This is a genomic window from Neisseriaceae bacterium (assembly GCA_016864895.1).
In the GTDB taxonomy this organism is placed as follows: domain Bacteria; phylum Pseudomonadota; class Gammaproteobacteria; order Burkholderiales; family Neisseriaceae; genus QFNR01.
This window is the reverse complement of sequence record CP046107.1, coordinates 627,122-642,607: the sequence shown is the minus strand read 5'-3', so window position 1 is coordinate 642,607 and position 15,486 is coordinate 627,122. Positions and strand designations below refer to the sequence as shown.

The 15,486-nt window shown below is 37.6% G+C and carries 29 protein-coding genes; all 29 read left to right on the top strand.

Annotation, left to right across the window (positions count from 1 at the left end):
• The first annotated feature begins 3 nt into the window (after positions 1-3).
• The 29 genes from tuf (at position 4) to rplQ (ending at position 15,443) form a co-directional block, all read left to right on the top strand.
• A complete protein-coding gene (gene tuf, locus GKC53_02755) occupies positions 4-1,194 on the top strand; it encodes an elongation factor Tu (protein QRN41068.1) in 1,191 nt (396 codons plus the stop codon).
• A gap of 18 nt (positions 1,195-1,212) precedes the next feature.
• On the top strand, positions 1,213-1,524 hold the full coding sequence (gene rpsJ, locus GKC53_02750; GenBank protein ID QRN41067.1) for a 30S ribosomal protein S10: 312 nt from the start codon (positions 1,213-1,215) through the stop codon (positions 1,522-1,524).
• Between the two features lie 259 nt (positions 1,525-1,783).
• On the top strand, positions 1,784-2,428 hold the full coding sequence (gene rplC, locus GKC53_02745; GenBank protein ID QRN41066.1) for a 50S ribosomal protein L3: 645 nt from the start codon (positions 1,784-1,786) through the stop codon (positions 2,426-2,428).
• On the top strand, positions 2,428-3,048 hold the full coding sequence (gene rplD, locus GKC53_02740; protein ID QRN41065.1) for a 50S ribosomal protein L4: 621 nt from the start codon (positions 2,428-2,430) through the stop codon (positions 3,046-3,048). Before rplC ends, rplD begins: the two co-directional genes overlap by 1 nt.
• A complete protein-coding gene (gene rplW, locus GKC53_02735) occupies positions 3,045-3,356 on the top strand; it encodes a 50S ribosomal protein L23 (protein QRN41064.1) in 312 nt (103 codons plus the stop codon). The genes rplD and rplW overlap by 4 nt, the downstream gene beginning before the upstream one ends.
• Before the next feature lie 10 nt (positions 3,357-3,366).
• Positions 3,367-4,203 carry a 50S ribosomal protein L2 gene (rplB, locus tag GKC53_02730; protein QRN41063.1) on the top strand — a complete coding sequence of 279 codons (837 nt, stop codon included), beginning with the start codon at positions 3,367-3,369 and terminating at the stop codon, positions 4,201-4,203.
• 5 nt (positions 4,204-4,208) lie between these two features.
• Positions 4,209-4,484: a 30S ribosomal protein S19 gene (rpsS, locus tag GKC53_02725; protein QRN41062.1), complete on the top strand. Its 276-nt coding sequence runs from the start codon at positions 4,209-4,211 to the stop codon at positions 4,482-4,484.
• 12 nt (positions 4,485-4,496) lie between these two features.
• Positions 4,497-4,826, top strand: coding sequence for a 50S ribosomal protein L22 (gene rplV, locus GKC53_02720; protein ID QRN41061.1), 330 nt, complete (start codon positions 4,497-4,499; stop codon positions 4,824-4,826).
• A gap of 11 nt (positions 4,827-4,837) precedes the next feature.
• The gene (gene rpsC / locus GKC53_02715) at positions 4,838-5,542 is read left to right on the top strand and encodes a 30S ribosomal protein S3 (GenBank protein QRN41060.1); all 705 of its coding nucleotides are present in this window, start codon (positions 4,838-4,840) and stop codon (positions 5,540-5,542) included.
• On the top strand, positions 5,526-5,939 hold the full coding sequence (gene rplP, locus GKC53_02710) for a 50S ribosomal protein L16 (protein ID QRN41059.1): 414 nt from the start codon (positions 5,526-5,528) through the stop codon (positions 5,937-5,939). Before rpsC ends, rplP begins: the two co-directional genes overlap by 17 nt.
• 2 nt (positions 5,940-5,941) lie before the next feature.
• Positions 5,942-6,139: a 50S ribosomal protein L29 gene (rpmC, locus tag GKC53_02705; protein ID QRN41058.1), complete on the top strand. Its 198-nt coding sequence runs from the start codon at positions 5,942-5,944 to the stop codon at positions 6,137-6,139.
• Entirely contained in the window at positions 6,136-6,396 is a 261-nt protein-coding gene (rpsQ, locus tag GKC53_02700) for a 30S ribosomal protein S17 (GenBank protein ID QRN41057.1), read from the top strand. The genes rpmC and rpsQ overlap by 4 nt, the downstream gene beginning before the upstream one ends.
• 259 nt (positions 6,397-6,655) lie before the next feature.
• Positions 6,656-7,024, top strand: a complete 369-nt coding sequence (gene rplN / locus GKC53_02695; protein ID QRN41056.1) for a 50S ribosomal protein L14 — start codon at positions 6,656-6,658, stop codon at positions 7,022-7,024.
• A 9-nt stretch (positions 7,025-7,033) separates the two neighbouring features.
• Positions 7,034-7,360 carry a 50S ribosomal protein L24 gene (rplX, locus tag GKC53_02690; protein ID QRN41055.1) on the top strand — a complete coding sequence of 109 codons (327 nt, stop codon included), beginning with the start codon at positions 7,034-7,036 and terminating at the stop codon, positions 7,358-7,360.
• 11 nt (positions 7,361-7,371) lie between these two features.
• Positions 7,372-7,911, top strand: coding sequence for a 50S ribosomal protein L5 (gene rplE, locus GKC53_02685; GenBank protein ID QRN41054.1), 540 nt, complete (start codon positions 7,372-7,374; stop codon positions 7,909-7,911).
• 5 nt (positions 7,912-7,916) lie between these two features.
• Entirely contained in the window at positions 7,917-8,222 is a 306-nt protein-coding gene (rpsN, locus tag GKC53_02680; protein ID QRN41053.1) for a 30S ribosomal protein S14, read from the top strand.
• A 15-nt stretch (positions 8,223-8,237) separates the two neighbouring features.
• The gene (rpsH, locus tag GKC53_02675; GenBank protein ID QRN41052.1) at positions 8,238-8,630 is read left to right on the top strand and encodes a 30S ribosomal protein S8; all 393 of its coding nucleotides are present in this window, start codon (positions 8,238-8,240) and stop codon (positions 8,628-8,630) included.
• 15 nt (positions 8,631-8,645) lie between these two features.
• Positions 8,646-9,182, top strand: a complete 537-nt coding sequence (rplF, locus tag GKC53_02670) for a 50S ribosomal protein L6 (protein ID QRN41051.1) — start codon at positions 8,646-8,648, stop codon at positions 9,180-9,182.
• A gap of 13 nt (positions 9,183-9,195) precedes the next feature.
• Complete coding sequence (rplR, locus tag GKC53_02665) at positions 9,196-9,549, top strand: 50S ribosomal protein L18 (protein QRN41050.1); 354 nt, start codon at positions 9,196-9,198, stop codon at positions 9,547-9,549.
• A 20-nt stretch (positions 9,550-9,569) separates the two neighbouring features.
• Positions 9,570-10,085 carry a 30S ribosomal protein S5 gene (gene rpsE / locus GKC53_02660; GenBank protein QRN41049.1) on the top strand — a complete coding sequence of 172 codons (516 nt, stop codon included), beginning with the start codon at positions 9,570-9,572 and terminating at the stop codon, positions 10,083-10,085.
• Positions 10,086-10,293: 208 nt separating this feature from the next.
• Complete coding sequence (gene rpmD / locus GKC53_02655; GenBank protein QRN41822.1) at positions 10,294-10,512, top strand: 50S ribosomal protein L30; 219 nt, start codon at positions 10,294-10,296, stop codon at positions 10,510-10,512.
• A 4-nt stretch (positions 10,513-10,516) separates the two neighbouring features.
• Positions 10,517-10,948 (top strand): 50S ribosomal protein L15, encoded by a 432-nt coding sequence (gene rplO, locus GKC53_02650; protein QRN41048.1) that lies wholly within the window; start codon positions 10,517-10,519, stop codon positions 10,946-10,948.
• 16 nt (positions 10,949-10,964) lie between these two features.
• Positions 10,965-12,275, top strand: coding sequence for a preprotein translocase subunit SecY (secY, locus tag GKC53_02645; GenBank protein ID QRN41047.1), 1,311 nt, complete (start codon positions 10,965-10,967; stop codon positions 12,273-12,275).
• Positions 12,276-12,278: 3 nt separating this feature from the next.
• Positions 12,279-12,497, top strand: coding sequence for a translation initiation factor IF-1 (gene infA / locus GKC53_02640; GenBank protein ID QRN41046.1), 219 nt, complete (start codon positions 12,279-12,281; stop codon positions 12,495-12,497).
• Positions 12,498-12,535: 38 nt separating this feature from the next.
• Positions 12,536-12,898 carry a 30S ribosomal protein S13 gene (rpsM, locus tag GKC53_02635; GenBank protein QRN41045.1) on the top strand — a complete coding sequence of 121 codons (363 nt, stop codon included), beginning with the start codon at positions 12,536-12,538 and terminating at the stop codon, positions 12,896-12,898.
• 22 nt (positions 12,899-12,920) lie between these two features.
• Positions 12,921-13,313: a 30S ribosomal protein S11 gene (gene rpsK, locus GKC53_02630; protein ID QRN41044.1), complete on the top strand. Its 393-nt coding sequence runs from the start codon at positions 12,921-12,923 to the stop codon at positions 13,311-13,313.
• Positions 13,314-13,329: 16 nt separating this feature from the next.
• Entirely contained in the window at positions 13,330-13,953 is a 624-nt protein-coding gene (rpsD, locus tag GKC53_02625; protein ID QRN41043.1) for a 30S ribosomal protein S4, read from the top strand.
• A gap of 30 nt (positions 13,954-13,983) precedes the next feature.
• Positions 13,984-14,964 (top strand): DNA-directed RNA polymerase subunit alpha, encoded by a 981-nt coding sequence (rpoA, locus tag GKC53_02620; protein ID QRN41042.1) that lies wholly within the window; start codon positions 13,984-13,986, stop codon positions 14,962-14,964.
• Between the two features lie 26 nt (positions 14,965-14,990).
• Positions 14,991-15,443, top strand: coding sequence for a 50S ribosomal protein L17 (gene rplQ, locus GKC53_02615; protein ID QRN41041.1), 453 nt, complete (start codon positions 14,991-14,993; stop codon positions 15,441-15,443).
• Positions 15,444-15,486 lie beyond the last annotated feature (43 nt).

Sequence of the window (15,486 nt, the reverse complement as noted above, 5' to 3'; positions counted from 1 at the left end):
CTGATGGCTAAAGAAAAATTTGAGAGAAGTAAACCGCATGTAAACGTTGGCACCATTGGTCACGTTGACCATGGTAAGACGACATTGACAGCAGCTTTAACGACGATATTATCAAAGAAATATGGAGGAACTGCCAGAGCTTACGATCAAATTGATAATGCACCGGAAGAAAAAGCACGAGGTATCACGATTAATACATCACATGTTGAGTATGAAACAGAGGCTCGTCACTATGCACACGTAGACTGTCCGGGTCATGCGGATTATGTCAAGAATATGATTACAGGTGCTGCACAGATGGATGGTGCGATATTGGTAGTATCGGCAGCAGATGGTCCTATGCCACAAACACGTGAGCATATATTACTGGGTCGTCAAGTAGGTGTACCATACATTTTGGTGTATTTAAATAAATGTGATCAAGTAGATGATGAAGAGTTACTAGAATTAGTAGAGATGGAAGTAAGGGATTTATTATCTAGTTATGACTTTCCGGGGGATGACACGCCTATTGTTAAGGGCTCTGCATTGAAAGCATTAGAGGGAGATCAGTCAGCAATTGGGGAGCCTTCAATACTGGAATTAGCAGCTGCATTGGATAGTTATATTCCTACACCGGAACGAGCAGTGGATAAACCATTTTTATTGCCAATCGAAGATATTTTCTCTATTTCAGGCCGTGGTACGGTAGTGACTGGACGTGTTGAACGTGGTATTGTGAACGTTGGAGATGAGGTTGAGATTGTTGGATTGAAGGCAACGGAAAAGACGACGGTCACTGGTGTTGAGATGTTCCGTAAGTTGTTAGATCAAGGACAAGCTGGAGATAATGTTGGCGTATTATTAAGAGGTACTAAGCGTGAAGATGTAGAGCGTGGTCAGGTGTTGGCAAAACCAGGTTCAACCAAACCTCACACTAAGTTTTCAGCGGAAGTTTATGTGTTGAGTAAAGAAGAGGGTGGTAGACATACACCATTCTTTAATAATTATCGTCCACAGTTTTATTTTAGAACGACAGATGTAACGGGTGCGGTTAATTTACCGGAAGGAACGGAAATGGTGATGCCGGGAGAGAATGTTACATTGGATGTTGAGTTAATAGCACCAATAGCGATGGAAGAGGGTTTACGCTTTGCGATAAGAGAAGGTGGTCGTACGGTTGGTGCCGGTGTCGTTTCTAAAATCGTCGCTTAATTTTGGGAGTTAACATTCATGAAAACTCAAAAAATTAGAATTAGATTGAAGGCGTATGATTATAATTTGATCGATCATTCTGCCCAGGAGATTGTAGATACTGCTAAACGTACTGGAGCTGTGGTAAAGGGGCCTATTCCTTTACCAACGAAAATTGAGCGATTTGATATTCTACGTTCTCCTCATGTGAATAAAAAGTCTCGTGAGCAGTTGGAGATAAGAACTCATTTGAGATTGATGGATATTGTAGATTGGACAGATAAAACTACAGATGCATTAATGAAACTTGATCTGCCTGCAGGGGTGGATGTGGAAATTAAGGTGCAGTAGTTTAAAATAATATTATAATCTGTTAATAGTGTTGTTTCTTTTTGAAATATCTGTTAAAATACCAAGCTCAACTTAAAATTTGTTTTAAGTTGAGCTTTTGTTTTAAAAACTACGAAACAACTCTAGTTTAGGTGGGGTGTAGGTGATGTAGTTTAGGCATTCGTTATTGTGTTTAGTATTAATGAAGCCTTATTGAGTTTGGGCAGTCAATCGTAATTGCCTAATGATTAATTAGAATAATTTTTTAAAAGGTATTATTATGGCTTTAGGTCTAGTAGGACGTAAAGTTGGTATGACAAGAATTTTTGGTAAGCAGGGGGAGGCAATTCCTGTGACTGTTCTTGAGGTGCCGACAAATTGTGTTACTCAAAAAAAATCCAAAGAAACTGATGGGTATAGTGCTGTTCAGTTAGCTTTTGGTCGAAAAAAAGCAAATCGTGTTAATAAAGCACAGGCAGGTCATTTTGCCAAGGTAGGCGTTGAAGCTGGTTCTGGCTTGATCGAGTTTCTTTTAGATGAAGATCAATTAGCACAGTTAGAGTTAGGTAAGAATATTGATGTTTCTATTTTTGAAGAGGGTCAATTAGTTGATGTTACCGGCATTAGTAAAGGTAAGGGTTTTGCGGGTAATATCAAGAGAAATAAGTTTAGCTCTCAGAGAGCGTCTCATGGTAACTCACTTTCGCATAGTGCGCCAGGATCTATTGGTCAGTGTCAGGATCCGGGGCGTGTGTTTAAAGGCAAAAAGATGCCCGGACATCTAGGTTCAAGACGTGTGACAACTCAGAATTTAAGAGTTGTTAGAGTTGATGTTCAGAGACAATTGCTATTAATTAGAGGTGCTATTCCAGGATCTGTTAATAGTGATGTTATTGTGCGTCCTAGCGTGAAGAGAGGTATTTAATGGAACTTAAGATTATTGATGATAAAGGTAATATCTCTGGTAATGTGACTGTTTCAGATATGTTATTTGCTAGGGAATATAATGAATCGTTGGTTCATCAATTAGTGACTGCATATTTGGCGAATGCAAGAAGTGGTACCAGAGCTCAAAAGTCGAGAGCGGAAGTAAAATTCACTAGTAGAAAACCATGGAAGCAAAAGGGGACAGGTCGAGCTCGTTCGGGTTCTGCTGCATCTCCTGTTTGGAGAAAAGGTGGGCGTGCGTTTCCTAGCAAGCCATGGGAGAATTTTACTCAAAAGGTAAATAAGAAAATGTACCGTGCAGGTATAGCAACCATTTTATCTCAGTTGGTTCGTGATGAAAGATTGTTTGTGATTGATGAATTGAGTGCTCAATCTCCAAAAACTAAAGATTTTGCTGAGCAGGTCAGGAATATGGGTCTGGATAAAGCTTTGTTTTTGACCAATGAATTATCAGAGAATATTTATTTGTCTAGTAGAAATTTAGCTAATGTCCTGGTGTTAGAAACCCAAAGAATCGATCCCTATAGTTTGTTGTACTACAACAAGGTGATTTTAACTAAAGAAGCAGTTACACAACTAGAGGAGCAATTAGCATGAATCAAGAACGTTTAATGAAGATTATCGTTGCTCCAGTGGTTTCTGAGAAAAGTAACGATTTAACTGAAAATAAAGAACAAATTGTTTTAAGAGTAAGACGCACGGCAACAAAGCGTGAAATTAAGGCAGCTGTTGAATTGATGTTTGAGGTTAAAGTTAAGGCAGTCAATACTGTCAATCAAATGGGTAAAAACAAGCGTTTTGGGCGATATGTAGGGAAAAGAAGTGATGTGAAAAAAGCTTATGTAACTCTTGTTCCTGGTCAAAATTTAGATGTAGAAGCAACAACTTCTAAGAGTGTGGAATAGGGAGAAATAAATGGCTATTATAAAGATGAAACCTACTTCTGCTGGTCAGCGTGGAATGATCCGTATTAAGGTAGACGGCTTGCATAAAGGGGCACCATACGCACCTTTAGTAGAGAAAAAAAGAAGTAATGCTGGTCGTAATAATAATGGACATATTACAACTCGTCATAAAGGTGGTGGACACAAGAAAAACTATCGCATTATTGATTTTAAGAGAAATACAAAGGATGGTATCAAAGCTAAAGTTGAAAGAATTGAGTATGATCCTAATCGTAGTGCATTAATTGCTTTAGTTTGTTATTTAGATGGTGAAAGAAGTTATGTTATTGCACCAAGAGGGATTAAAGCTGGTGATACATTGATGGCGGGAGCTAAGGCACCTATTAAGGTAGGTAATAATCTACCTATTCAAAATATACCAGTTGGTACTACTATTCATTGTATTGAATTAAAACCGGGTAAAGGGGCTCAGCTTGCAAGATCGGCTGGATCTTCTGCTATTTTATTAGCAAAAGAGGGTATTTATGCGCAAATTCGTTTGCGTTCTGGTGAAATTAGGAAGGTTCACATTAGTTGTAGAGCAACTATAGGTGAAGTTGGAAATGAAGAACAAAGTGCGAAAAAATTAGGTAAGGCGGGTGCTAATCGTTGGAGAGGTGTTCGTCCTACTGTCCGAGGTGTGGCAATGAATCCGATTGACCATCCTCATGGTGGTGGTGAAGGTAAGACTGGTGAAGCACGTGAACCGGTTAGTCCATGGGGTACACCAGCAAAAGGTTATCGTACTCGTTCTAACAAACGTACAGACAGTATGATTGTACGTCGTCGTTATTCTAGTAAAGGTTAATTAATATGGCACGTTCATTAAAGAAAGGTCCTTATGTTGATCTACATCTTTTAAAAAAAGTAGATGCAGCTCGTGAGACTAATGATAAGAGACCAATTAAAACATGGTCACGTCGTTCAACCATCTTGCCTGATTTTATTGGTTTGACTATTGCAGTACACAATGGTCGTACCCATGTTCCTGTGTATATTAGTGATAATATGGTCGGGCATAAATTGGGTGAATTTTCGTTAACGCGTACCTTTAAAGGTCATTTGGCTGATAAAAAAGCTAAGAAATAGTAAGAGGTATATATGAGAGCTACGGCAAATCATCAAAACGCGAGGATATCTGCACAAAAAGCAAGATTAGTTGTAGATATGATCCGTGGTAAAAAAGTAGAAGAGGCATTAAATATTTTGACTTTCAGTCCTAAAAAAGGGTCTGATTTAGTCAAGAAAGTCTTGCTATCGGCGATTGCTAACGCAGAGAACAATGAAGGTGCGGATATAGACACACTTAAAGTTTGTGAAGTTTTTGTTAATAAATCAGGGAGCTTAAAGAGATTTCATGCAAGAGCTAAAGGACGTGGTAATCGTATTGAAAAACAAACTTGTCACATCAATGTGACTTTAAGTGATTAAAGGGAAACAGAATGGGTCAAAAAATTAATCCGATGGGTTTTCGCTTGTCAGTCAATAAAGACTGGTCTTCTAAGTGGTATGCTAAGTCTAGTGAATTTCCTGTTATTTTGAAACAAGATATAGAAGTTAGGGAATACTTAGATAAAAGATTGTCAGGTGCATCAGTTGGTAGAATTGTTATTGAAAGACCAGCTAAGTCTGCCCGTATTACAATTCACAGTGCTAGACCTGGTGTTGTTATTGGAAAAAAAGGTGAGGGCATAGAAAGTTTAAGAAATGATTTACAAAAATTAATAGGTGTTCCAGTTCATGTTAATATTGAAGAAATTCGTAGACCAGAATTGAATGCACAGGTAGTTGCTGATGGTATAGCTCAGCAGTTGGAAAAGCGTGTTGCTTTTAGAAGGGCGATGCGTCGAGCAATGCAAAATGCGATAAAACAAGGGGCTAAAGGGGTTAAGATAATGTGCTCAGGTCGGTTAAATGGAATCGATATCGCAAGAAGTGAGTGGTATAGAGAGGGGAGGGTTCCTCTGCATACTTTGCGTGCTGATGTAGATTATGCTACCAGTGAAGCGTTGACTACTTATGGAATTATCGGTGTTAAAATTTGGATTTATAAGGGGGAAATAGGTTCTCCAGATCATATTTCTGATCAGAAACCTCAATTAAATAGAAGAAGAAAGGCAGGTGGTAGAAATGCTGCAGCCAAATAGAGTAAAGTTTCGCAAACATCATAAAGGTCGTAATACAGGCATAGCTACGAATGGTGTTGATATAAATTTTGGTGATTTTGCTTTAAAAGCTACAGGTAGGGGGCGTTTGACAGCAAGACAAATTGAGGCAGCTCGTCGTGCGATGACTCGTCATATTAAACGTGGCGGTCGTATTTGGATTCGAGTCTTTCCTGATAAGCCTATTACAGAAAAAGCAATTGGTGTGCGTATGGGAGGAGGTAAAGGTTCTCCTGAGTATTTCGTTTCTGAAATACGTCCTGGAAAAGTACTGTATGAAATGGATGGAGTATCCGAGGATTTAGCGCGCCAAGCTTTTGCTTTAGCAGCTGCTAAACTACCTATTTCAACTGTTTTTGTGACTAGACGGATGGGGTAATAATGAGCATAATGGAACTTAGAGAAAAAAGTTTGGAAGATTTAAAAAAAGAACTTTTGGAATTAAACAAAGTGAGTTTTGGTTTAAGGATGCAGCTATCGTCCGGTCAGTTAGCTAAAACCAGTGAGGTTAGAAAAATTAAACGTGATATTGCACGTATTAAGACTATTTTGACTGAAAAAGGAGAACAAGCAGTATGAGTAATAAAAATGTACGTACTCTAATTGGTAAAGTGGTTAGTGATAAGATGGATAAAACGGTTACTGTATTTGTTGAGCGAAAAGTGAAACATTCTTTGTATGGTAAGTTTATTCGTAAGACAAGCAAAATTCATGCACATGATGAGGCTAATGAGTGTAAACAAGGTGATATTGTGCGTATTTCAGAGCATAAACCTATTTCAAAAACTAAAGCCTGGGTTGTTACTTCGTTAGTTGAGAAAGCTAAAATTATTTAATAAAAATTAGATGAGTGTGTTAGGCGGGGCTTGTTGAAATTAATAAATCATGTTACAATCCCTGTTTAAAATTAAAAAATAGATAATCTATATCCTTTTCGGGAACCAAGACTGATTTATTGGAACCCCATACTGGTGGATGGAATGTATGGGGTGTTGAAGGTTGGTGTTGATTAAAAGACCTTTAATAATGGTAAGTTAAGTTGGTATTAGAATTGTTGAGTTAATTTATTATTGCAAGCAAGTAAAGGTAATCATCATGATTCAGATGCAAACCATGTTGGATGTGGCTGATAATTCTGGTGCACGTAAAGTGATGTGCATTAAGGTGTTGGGTGGCTCAAAACGTCGTTACGCAACAGTTGGCGATGTCATAAAAGTTACAGTAAAAGATGCGGCACCACATGGCCGTGTTAAAAAAGGTGATGTATACAATGCAGTGGTTGTTAGAACTGCTAAGGGTGTACGTCGTTCTGATGGTAATTTGATTAAATTTGATCGTAATGCTGCGGTGTTATTGAATACTAAACTTGAGCCATTGGGTACTCGTATTTTTGGACCAGTAACACGTGAATTACGTTCGGAGCGATTTATGAAGATCGTTTCATTGGCACCAGAGGTGATTTAAGGAGTTCATATGAATAAAATTCACAAAGGCGATCAAGTTGTAGTAATTGCAGGTAAAGATAAAGGACGCCAGGGTAAAGTTTTGAAAGTTACTGATGGTAAAGTTATGGTTGAAGGTGTAAATGTTGTTAAACGCCATACGAAACCAAATCCTGCAAAAGGGAAAGAAGGTGGTGTAATAGTTAAAACTATGCCGATAGCGATTTCTAATGTTGCGATTTTAAATCTTAAGACTAAGAAAGCAGATCGAGTTGGAATTAAAGTTGTGACAGGGGAAGATAATAAAGTGCGTCGTGTTCGTTTTTATAAATCTGATGGACAAACGATTGGGACTTAATGGGGTTGAATATGTCTAGTTTAAGAAAACAGTATGTGGAAGAAATTGCTCCTCGAATGATGGAAAAAATGGGCTATAAGTCTATTATGGAAGTGCCTCGTATTGAAAAAATCACTTTAAATATGGGTGTGGGTGAGGCAGTTTCTGATAAGAAGGTTATGGAGTTCGCTTTATCTGACTTAGCAAGAATTTCAGGGCAAAAGCCTGTTGTGACAAAAGCTAAAAAATCTATTGCTGGTTTTAAGATACGTGATGACTACCCCATCGGTTGTAAAGTAACTTTGCGTCGTCGTCGAATGTACGAGTTTTTAGAAAGATTAATTGTTGTTTCTTTGCCTCGTATCCGTGATTTTAGAGGTTTGAATCCTAAATCATTTGATGGAAGAGGTAATTATAATATGGGTGTGAAAGAGCAAATCATATTTCCTGAAATTGAATATGATAAGATAGACACTTTGCGTGGTTTGAATATAACGATTACCACTACGGCGAAAACTGATGAAGAAGCACGAGAGTTGTTAACATTAATGAATTTTCCTTTTAAGAGTTAAGATATATGGCAAAAAAATCGTTAATCTATAGAGATGTAAAACGTCGACGTTTGGCTGAGAAGTATAAATCAAAGCGTCTTGCGATCATTGCGGTTATCAATGATCCGAATGCAACAGCAGAAGAAAAATTTGAGGCGCGTTTAAAATTTCAATCTATTCCACGTAATGCGATGCCTGTACGTCAGAGACGTCGTTGTGAGATAACAGGCAGGCCACGTGGTACTTTTAGAAAATTTGGATTAGGTCGTACTAAGGTTCGCGAACTTGCAATGAAGGGCGAAATTCCTGGTGTGATTAAATCTAGTTGGTAAGTAGGAGATTAATTAATGAGTATGCATGATCCTATTTCTGATATGTTGACTCGTATTCGTAATGGGCAAGTGGCAGGTAAGGAGTTTGTCATAATGCCATCTTCAAAACTTAAATGTTCTATTGCTAAGGTTTTGAAGGAAGAGGGTTATATTGAAGATTATAAGTTAAATAATGAGAGTAAACCGACTTTGGAGATTGAGTTAAAATACTATGCAGGTAAACCAGTTATTGAATTGATTAAACGGGTTTCTCGTCCGGGTTTGCGTGTGTATAAAGGTGCTAATGATATTCCGAGTGTGATGAATGGCTTGGGAGTAGCTATTGTCAGTACATCAAAAGGTGTGATGACAGATCGTAAAGCTCGTGCTAATCAAATAGGTGGCGAGTTATTGTGTATCGTTGCTTAGAGGAGGGAATTAATCATGTCTAGAATTGCAAAAAATCCGATTAGTATTCCTGAAGGAACTGATGTAAAAATTAACAATAATGAAATTATTGTAAAAGGTAAGCAAGGTGAGCTCAGGCAGAAGTTTAAACCTGACTTAGTTGCTGTTGTGGTGGACAATAGTGAGATTAAATTTGAAGCTAAATCTTTATCTAAAGAATCAAGTGCGATGTCTGGTACTTTGAGGGCAATCGTTGCCAATATGGTGCATGGTGTCTCTGAAGGGTTTCAAAAAAAGTTACAGTTAATTGGTGTGGGTTATCGTGCTCAGGCTCAGGGTAAGGTTTTGAATCTTTCTTTGGGTTTCTCACACCCGGTAGCATATCAATTGCCAGATGGTATTATTGCAGAGACGCCATCTCAAACTGAAATTATTATTTCAGGGTTTGATAAACAAAAAGTAGGTCAAGTGGCAGCAGAAGTGAGAGGGTACAGACCTCCTGAGCCTTATAAAGGTAAAGGAATTAGGTATGCTGATGAACATGTTGTCATTAAAGAAACTACTAAGAAATAATTGAGGCAATAAAATGAATAAAAATCAATCGAGAATACGCAGAGCAAGCAAAACTCGTGCTAAGATAGCGAATTCGCGTTCCATCCGTTTGACAGTCTATAGAAGTAATAACAATATTTATGCTCAAATTTTGTCTGCGGATAACGAGAAAGTTTTGGCTTATGCTTCAAGTTTGGAATCTGCAGTGCGTTCTAAGTATAAGATTGGAAATACTACTGATGTGGCAGCAGAGGTCGGAAAATTAATTGCTGAGCGTGCAAAATCTGTAGGAATTGTTGATGTAGCCTTTGATAGGTCTGGATATAAATATCATGGTCGCGTAAAAGCTTTAGCCGATGCAGCTAAAGCCAATGGCTTGAACTGTTAATTAAGATAAACGGAGTAATAATGGCAAAACAAGTAGAAGATCGCGGTGATGGTTTATTGGAAAAAATGGTTTCCGTTAACCGTGTCACTAAAGTTGTAAAAGGTGGGCGCATCATGTCTTTTTCGGCTCTTGCTGTGGTAGGTGATGGTGATGGGCGAGTAGGTATGGGTAAAGGAAAAGCAAAGGAAGTGCCTTTGGCAATTCAAAAAGCAATGGATCAAGCTAGAAAAAACATGGTTCATATTCCTTTAAATGACAGAACCATTCATCATCAAGTAATTGGTAAGCATGGGGCAACCAAGGTTTTTATACAACCTTCTAAAGAGGGTAGTGGTGTGAAGGCAGGGGGGGCAATGCGTTTAGTATTTGATGTTATGGGGGTTCATAATGTATCTGCTAAAATTCATGGATCTACCAACCCTTATAATATCGTCCGTGCCACTTTAGATGGATTAATGAAAATTAAAACACCTGATGAAATTGCTCGAAAGAGAGGGTTGTCGGTGGAAAAAATTTTGGGAATAAGTTATGAGTGATAAAGAATTAGAGGTAGTAACACAAGATTCGAGTGAAGTAGTGGCTGGATCTGTAAAAAACACATCGGACAATAAAGTTGCTCAAACAAAAATAAGTAGTACTAAATCGTCGAGCTCGGATCAGGAGGAAACTTCTTTTAATAAGGAAAATGTTTCTGAAGTAGTTGAGCCAAAAATGGTATCAAGTAAGACTTCGTCTGCTAATAGGGTGACAGGTGATAAAAATAAAGGGGTAAACAAAACTAAACAATCTCCAGGAACAATAAAGGTTACTTTAGAGAAGAGTCTGATTGGTTGTCGTCAATCACACAGAGCTTGTGCAAGGGGATTGGGGTTGCGTCGTCGTGAACATACAGTAGAAGTTTTAGATACGCCTGAAAATAGAGGTATGATTAATAAGATTAGTTATCTACTTAAAGTGGAGTGATAAAATGTATTTAAATACTATCCAACCTAAAGAAGGTTCTAAAAAAGTGGCTAAGAGAGTTGGTCGAGGTATTGGTTGTGGCTTAGGTAAGACTTGTGGACGTGGACACAAAGGTCAAAAGAGTCGTGCGGGTGGCTATCATAAAGTTGGATTTGAAGGTGGGCAAATGCCTATTCAGCGTCGTTTACCTAAAAGAGGCTTTAGATCTCTTACTAATAGATATAATGCACAGGTAACTTTAACACAGTTGCAACAATTACCTGTTACAGACATTGATATTTTGACCTTGAAGCAAGCCAAACTTATTCCAAGCATTAGTCAGAATGTTAAGGTTATAGGTACAGGTTCGATTTCTAAAGCACTCGTGGTTAGAGGATTAAGAGTGACTGCAGGTGCTAAGAAAATGTTGGAAGAAGCTGGTGGAAAAATAGAATAATTTAAAGGGAAAATAAGTGGCAAGTTCTCAAAAATTAAGTAAAACAAATGTTTCATCCGATTTAATGAATCGGATTATGTTTGTTTTGGGTGCTTTATTTGTGTATCGTTTGGGTGCGCATATACCTGTCCCTGGTGTTGATCCTGTAGCGATGAGTAATATGGTGCAACAGTCTAGTAATGGTTTATTAGGTATGTTGAATTTGTTTTCAGGTGGTGCATTACAACGATTTTCCATTTTTGCAATTGGTATTATGCCTTATATTTCTTCATCTATTGTGATGCAGTTAGCCGGAGAAATTATCCCCTCTTTGAAAGCATTAAAGAAAGAGGGGGAAGCTGGAAGAAGAGTTATTACCAAATATACGCGTATTGGGACAATTGTATTAGCTGTTTTCCAGTCATTAGGAATGGCAAAGTTATTGTTATCTCAACCTGGTGTTGTTATCATCGGATCTTATGAATTTTATTTGTCTACAGTTGTTTGTTTGGTAACAGGTACTATGTTTTTAATGTGGCTTGGTGAACAGATAACAGAAAGAGGTATTGGCAACGGTATTTCAATTATAATTTGCGCTGGTATAGCAGCTTCGATTCCAACAGGTATTTATCAAATTCTGGATATGATTAGAAATGGTTCTATGAATATGTTTGTTGGGGTAATGATTTTTTCAGGAGCCTTGGCCTTAATATATTTTGTTGTTCTGGTAGAGAGTGGACAAAGGAAGATCCCCATTCACTATGCTAAGCGACAAGTCACTACACGTTTTATGGCTGGTGGGCAAAGTTCGCATGTGCCATTTAAACTGAATATGGCAGGTGTTATTCCGCCTATTTTTGCCTCCAGTATTTTAGCATTTTTAGGAATGGCTATGAACTGGATTACATCTTTTAATGAGATGAGTTTTTTACAAACTTTTTCCGTGATGATTACCAGGGGACAGCCAGTTTATTTAATTATTTTTGCGACAGCTATATTTTTCTTTAGTTATTTTTACACGGCTATTATGTATAGTCCAAGGGAAATTGCAGAGAATTTGAAAAAGGGAGGGGCTATTATTCCTGGTATTAGACCAGGAGAGCAGACTTCTAAGTACTTAGAGAGAGTTATTTTGAGGCTGACTTTTTACGGTGCTTTATATATTACTTTTGTGTGTATAATTCCAGAATTGTTGATTCAGTTCTTTAATATTCCTGTGTACTTAGGGGGTACTTCTTTATTAATTTTAGTGGTGGTGACCATGGATTTTACTGCTCAGTTGAGTTCATACCAAGTAAGTCAACAGTATGAAGATCTGATGAACCGTTCTGCTTTGCGAAGAAAGTAAGGTATGGCAAAAGAAGATACATTAGAAATGAAAGGCGAGGTTCTTGAGATGTTACCGAATGCAACATTTAAAGTTAGACTCGAAAATGGGCATGAGGTATTGGGTATCATTTCTGGGAAAATGAGGATGAATTACATTCGCATTTCTCCTGGGGATAAAGTTACAGTTGAAATGACACCCTATGATTTAACCAAAGGTCGAATTACTTTTCGATCAAAATAAATTAATTAAAATAGACTTTATAATAAAAGGAAATATTTATGGCTCGTATAGCTGGAGTGAATATCCCCAATAAAGCTCATGTTGTCATTGGGTTACAATCAATTTATGGTATTGGAGATACTCGTGCAAATTTAATTTGTTCAGCTGCTGGTGTTGAACCTTCTAAAAAAGTTCAAGATTTATCTGATGCAGAACTGGAAAGATTACGTGATGAAGTTGCCAAATATGAAGTAGAAGGTGACTTACGTCGTGAAGTATCTATGTCTGTTAAACGTTTAATGGATATGGGATGTTATCGCGGTTTTCGCCACCGTCGTGGTTTGCCGTGTCGTGGTCAGCGTACTCGTACTAACGCAAGAACTCGCAAGGGTCCTCGTAAGGCGATTGCTGGTAAGAAATAATTTTAATTTTTAAGGATATGTAATGGCTAAAGCAAACACAGCTCGTGTGCGCAAAAAAGTACGTAAATCTGTTAGTGATGGAGTTGCGCATATTCATGCGTCTTTTAATAACACCATTATCACAATTACTGATCGTCAAGGCAATGCGTTATCTTGGGCTACCTCTGGCGGTGCGGGATTTAAAGGTTCTCGTAAAAGCACACCTTTTGCTGCTCAGATTGCAGCGGAATCAGCTGGTAAAGTTGCCCAAGAGTATGGCGTAAAGAATTTAGAGGTTTTAATCAGGGGGCCTGGACCTGGTCGTGAATCTTCCGTTCGCTCGCTAAATGCTCTTGGATTTAAAATTACCAGTATTTCAGATGTGACTCCAATACCTCATAATGGATGTCGCCCTCCGAAACGTCGTCGTATTTAATTAGGAGAAGAATTCAATGGCACGTTATTTAGGACCTAAATGTAAATTATCCCGTAGAGAAGGGACGGATTTAGAATTAAAGAGTAAGCGTCGTTCTTTAGATTCTAAATGTAAAAATTTTAGTGTGGCACCTGGACAGCATGGTGCTAAACCAAAGCAAGTATCTGATTATGGTTTACAACTAAGAGAAAAACAAAAAATTCGTAGAATGTATGGAGTATTGGAAAGACAATTCCGTAGATATTTTGCTCAAGCAGATAGACGAAGAGGATCTACTGGTGAGATTTTGTTGCAACTATTGGAGTCAAGATTAGATAATGTTGTGTATAGAGCTGGATTTGGTTCAACACGTTCTGAGGCTAGACAACTAGTTTCTCATGGTGCAGTTTTAGTGAATGAGAAATCAGTTAATATCCCTTCTTATTTGATTAAACCAGGTGATATTGTTTCCATTAAAGAAAAAGCCAAAAAACAATCAAGAATACAAGAAGCATTGATTCTTGCTGAACAAGTTGGTTTTCCTTCTTGGATAACAGTAGATGCCAACAAGATGACAGCTGAGTATAAGAATCATCCAGATCGCTCAGAGTTAAGTCAAGAAATTAATGAACAATTAGTAGTTGAGTTTTACTCTAAATAATATAACTTGATACTATTTGAGGAAAGATAAATGCAAAATAGTACTTCCGAATTTTTAAAACCACGCAGTGTTGAGGTAGCAGTTGTTTCACCTAATCGTACTTTGGTTACTATGGAACCTTTTGAGAGAGGATTTGGTCATACACTGGGTAATGCTCTAAGGAGAATTTTACTATCTTCCATGACTGGTTTTGCACCGACTGAAGTTAATATAACTGGTGTATTGCACGAATATTCTACTATTGATCATGTCCAAGAGGATGTGGTAGACGTACTTTTGAATTTAAAAGGTATTGTATTTAAACTTCATGGCACAGATGAAGCGACTTTATTATTAAAGAAAGATCAAGCAGGTGTGGTTTTTGCTTCTGACATTCAATTGCCTCATAATGTTGAAATTATTAATCCTGAACATGTTATTTGTCATCTAGCAGAAGGTGGTGAATTGGAAATGTTCATCAAAGTCGAAAGTGGAAGAGGATATCAACCAGTTACTTCGAGAGAGAGAAATGAAGATTCTCGGCAAATTGGGGTTATCCAATTGGATGCTAGTTTTTCACCAATTAGTCGTGTGAGCTTTGAAGTAAGACCTGCTCGTGTGAAACAAAGAACTGATTTAGATTGTTTAGTATTAGATATTGAAACTAATGGATTGATCAATGCAGAAGATGCTGTAAGAACGGCTGCTCGTATTTTGATTGATCAAATGTCTATTTTTGCTGACCTTAAAGATAAATGTGAAGAGGTTGAAGAAGAGCAAGAGCCAGAAATTGACCCTGTATTATTACAGCCAGTAGATGATTTAGATTTAACAGTACGTTCTGCTAATTGTTTGAAAGCAGAAAATATTTATTATATTGGGGATTTAATTCAACGTACTGAAACAGAGTTGCTAAAAACACCTAATTTAGGGCGTAAATCTCTTAACGAAATTAAAGAAGTTTTAGCATCTAAAGGTTTAGTATTGGGGACAAAACTGGATTATTGGCCACCTGTTGGGCTGGATAAGTGATAATTATTGAATAAAGGAATAGTAACATGCGTCATCGTAATTCTAATCGTAAATTAAATAGAACTAGCAGTCATAGGATAGCTATGTTGCGTAACATGACTAATTCGTTACTGACTGAAGAAACTATTGTAACTACTTTGCCAAAGGCGAAAGAGTTACGTAGAGTGGCAGAGCCCTTAATTACATTGGGTAAAAAACCAAGTTTAGCTAACCGTCGTTTAGCTTTTAGTCGTACACGTGATCGTGATGTGGTGGTAAAGTTATTTGATGAGTTAGGTCCTCGTTTTAGTAACCGAAGTGGTGGTTATGTTAGGATATTAAAATATGGTTATCGAGATGGGGATAATGCACCTTTAGCATTGGTTCAGTTAGTGGAATTGGCTGTAGATAAGGTAGAAGAATCTAAATTAGAGCCAAAGAAAAAAGCCTTAAGTCAAATACAAGAGGCTCTTTCAGAAAAAGTCGAGTCTGCTGAATAATAGAATTTAATGAACTAGTTTTTAAAACAAGCCAACTGATATA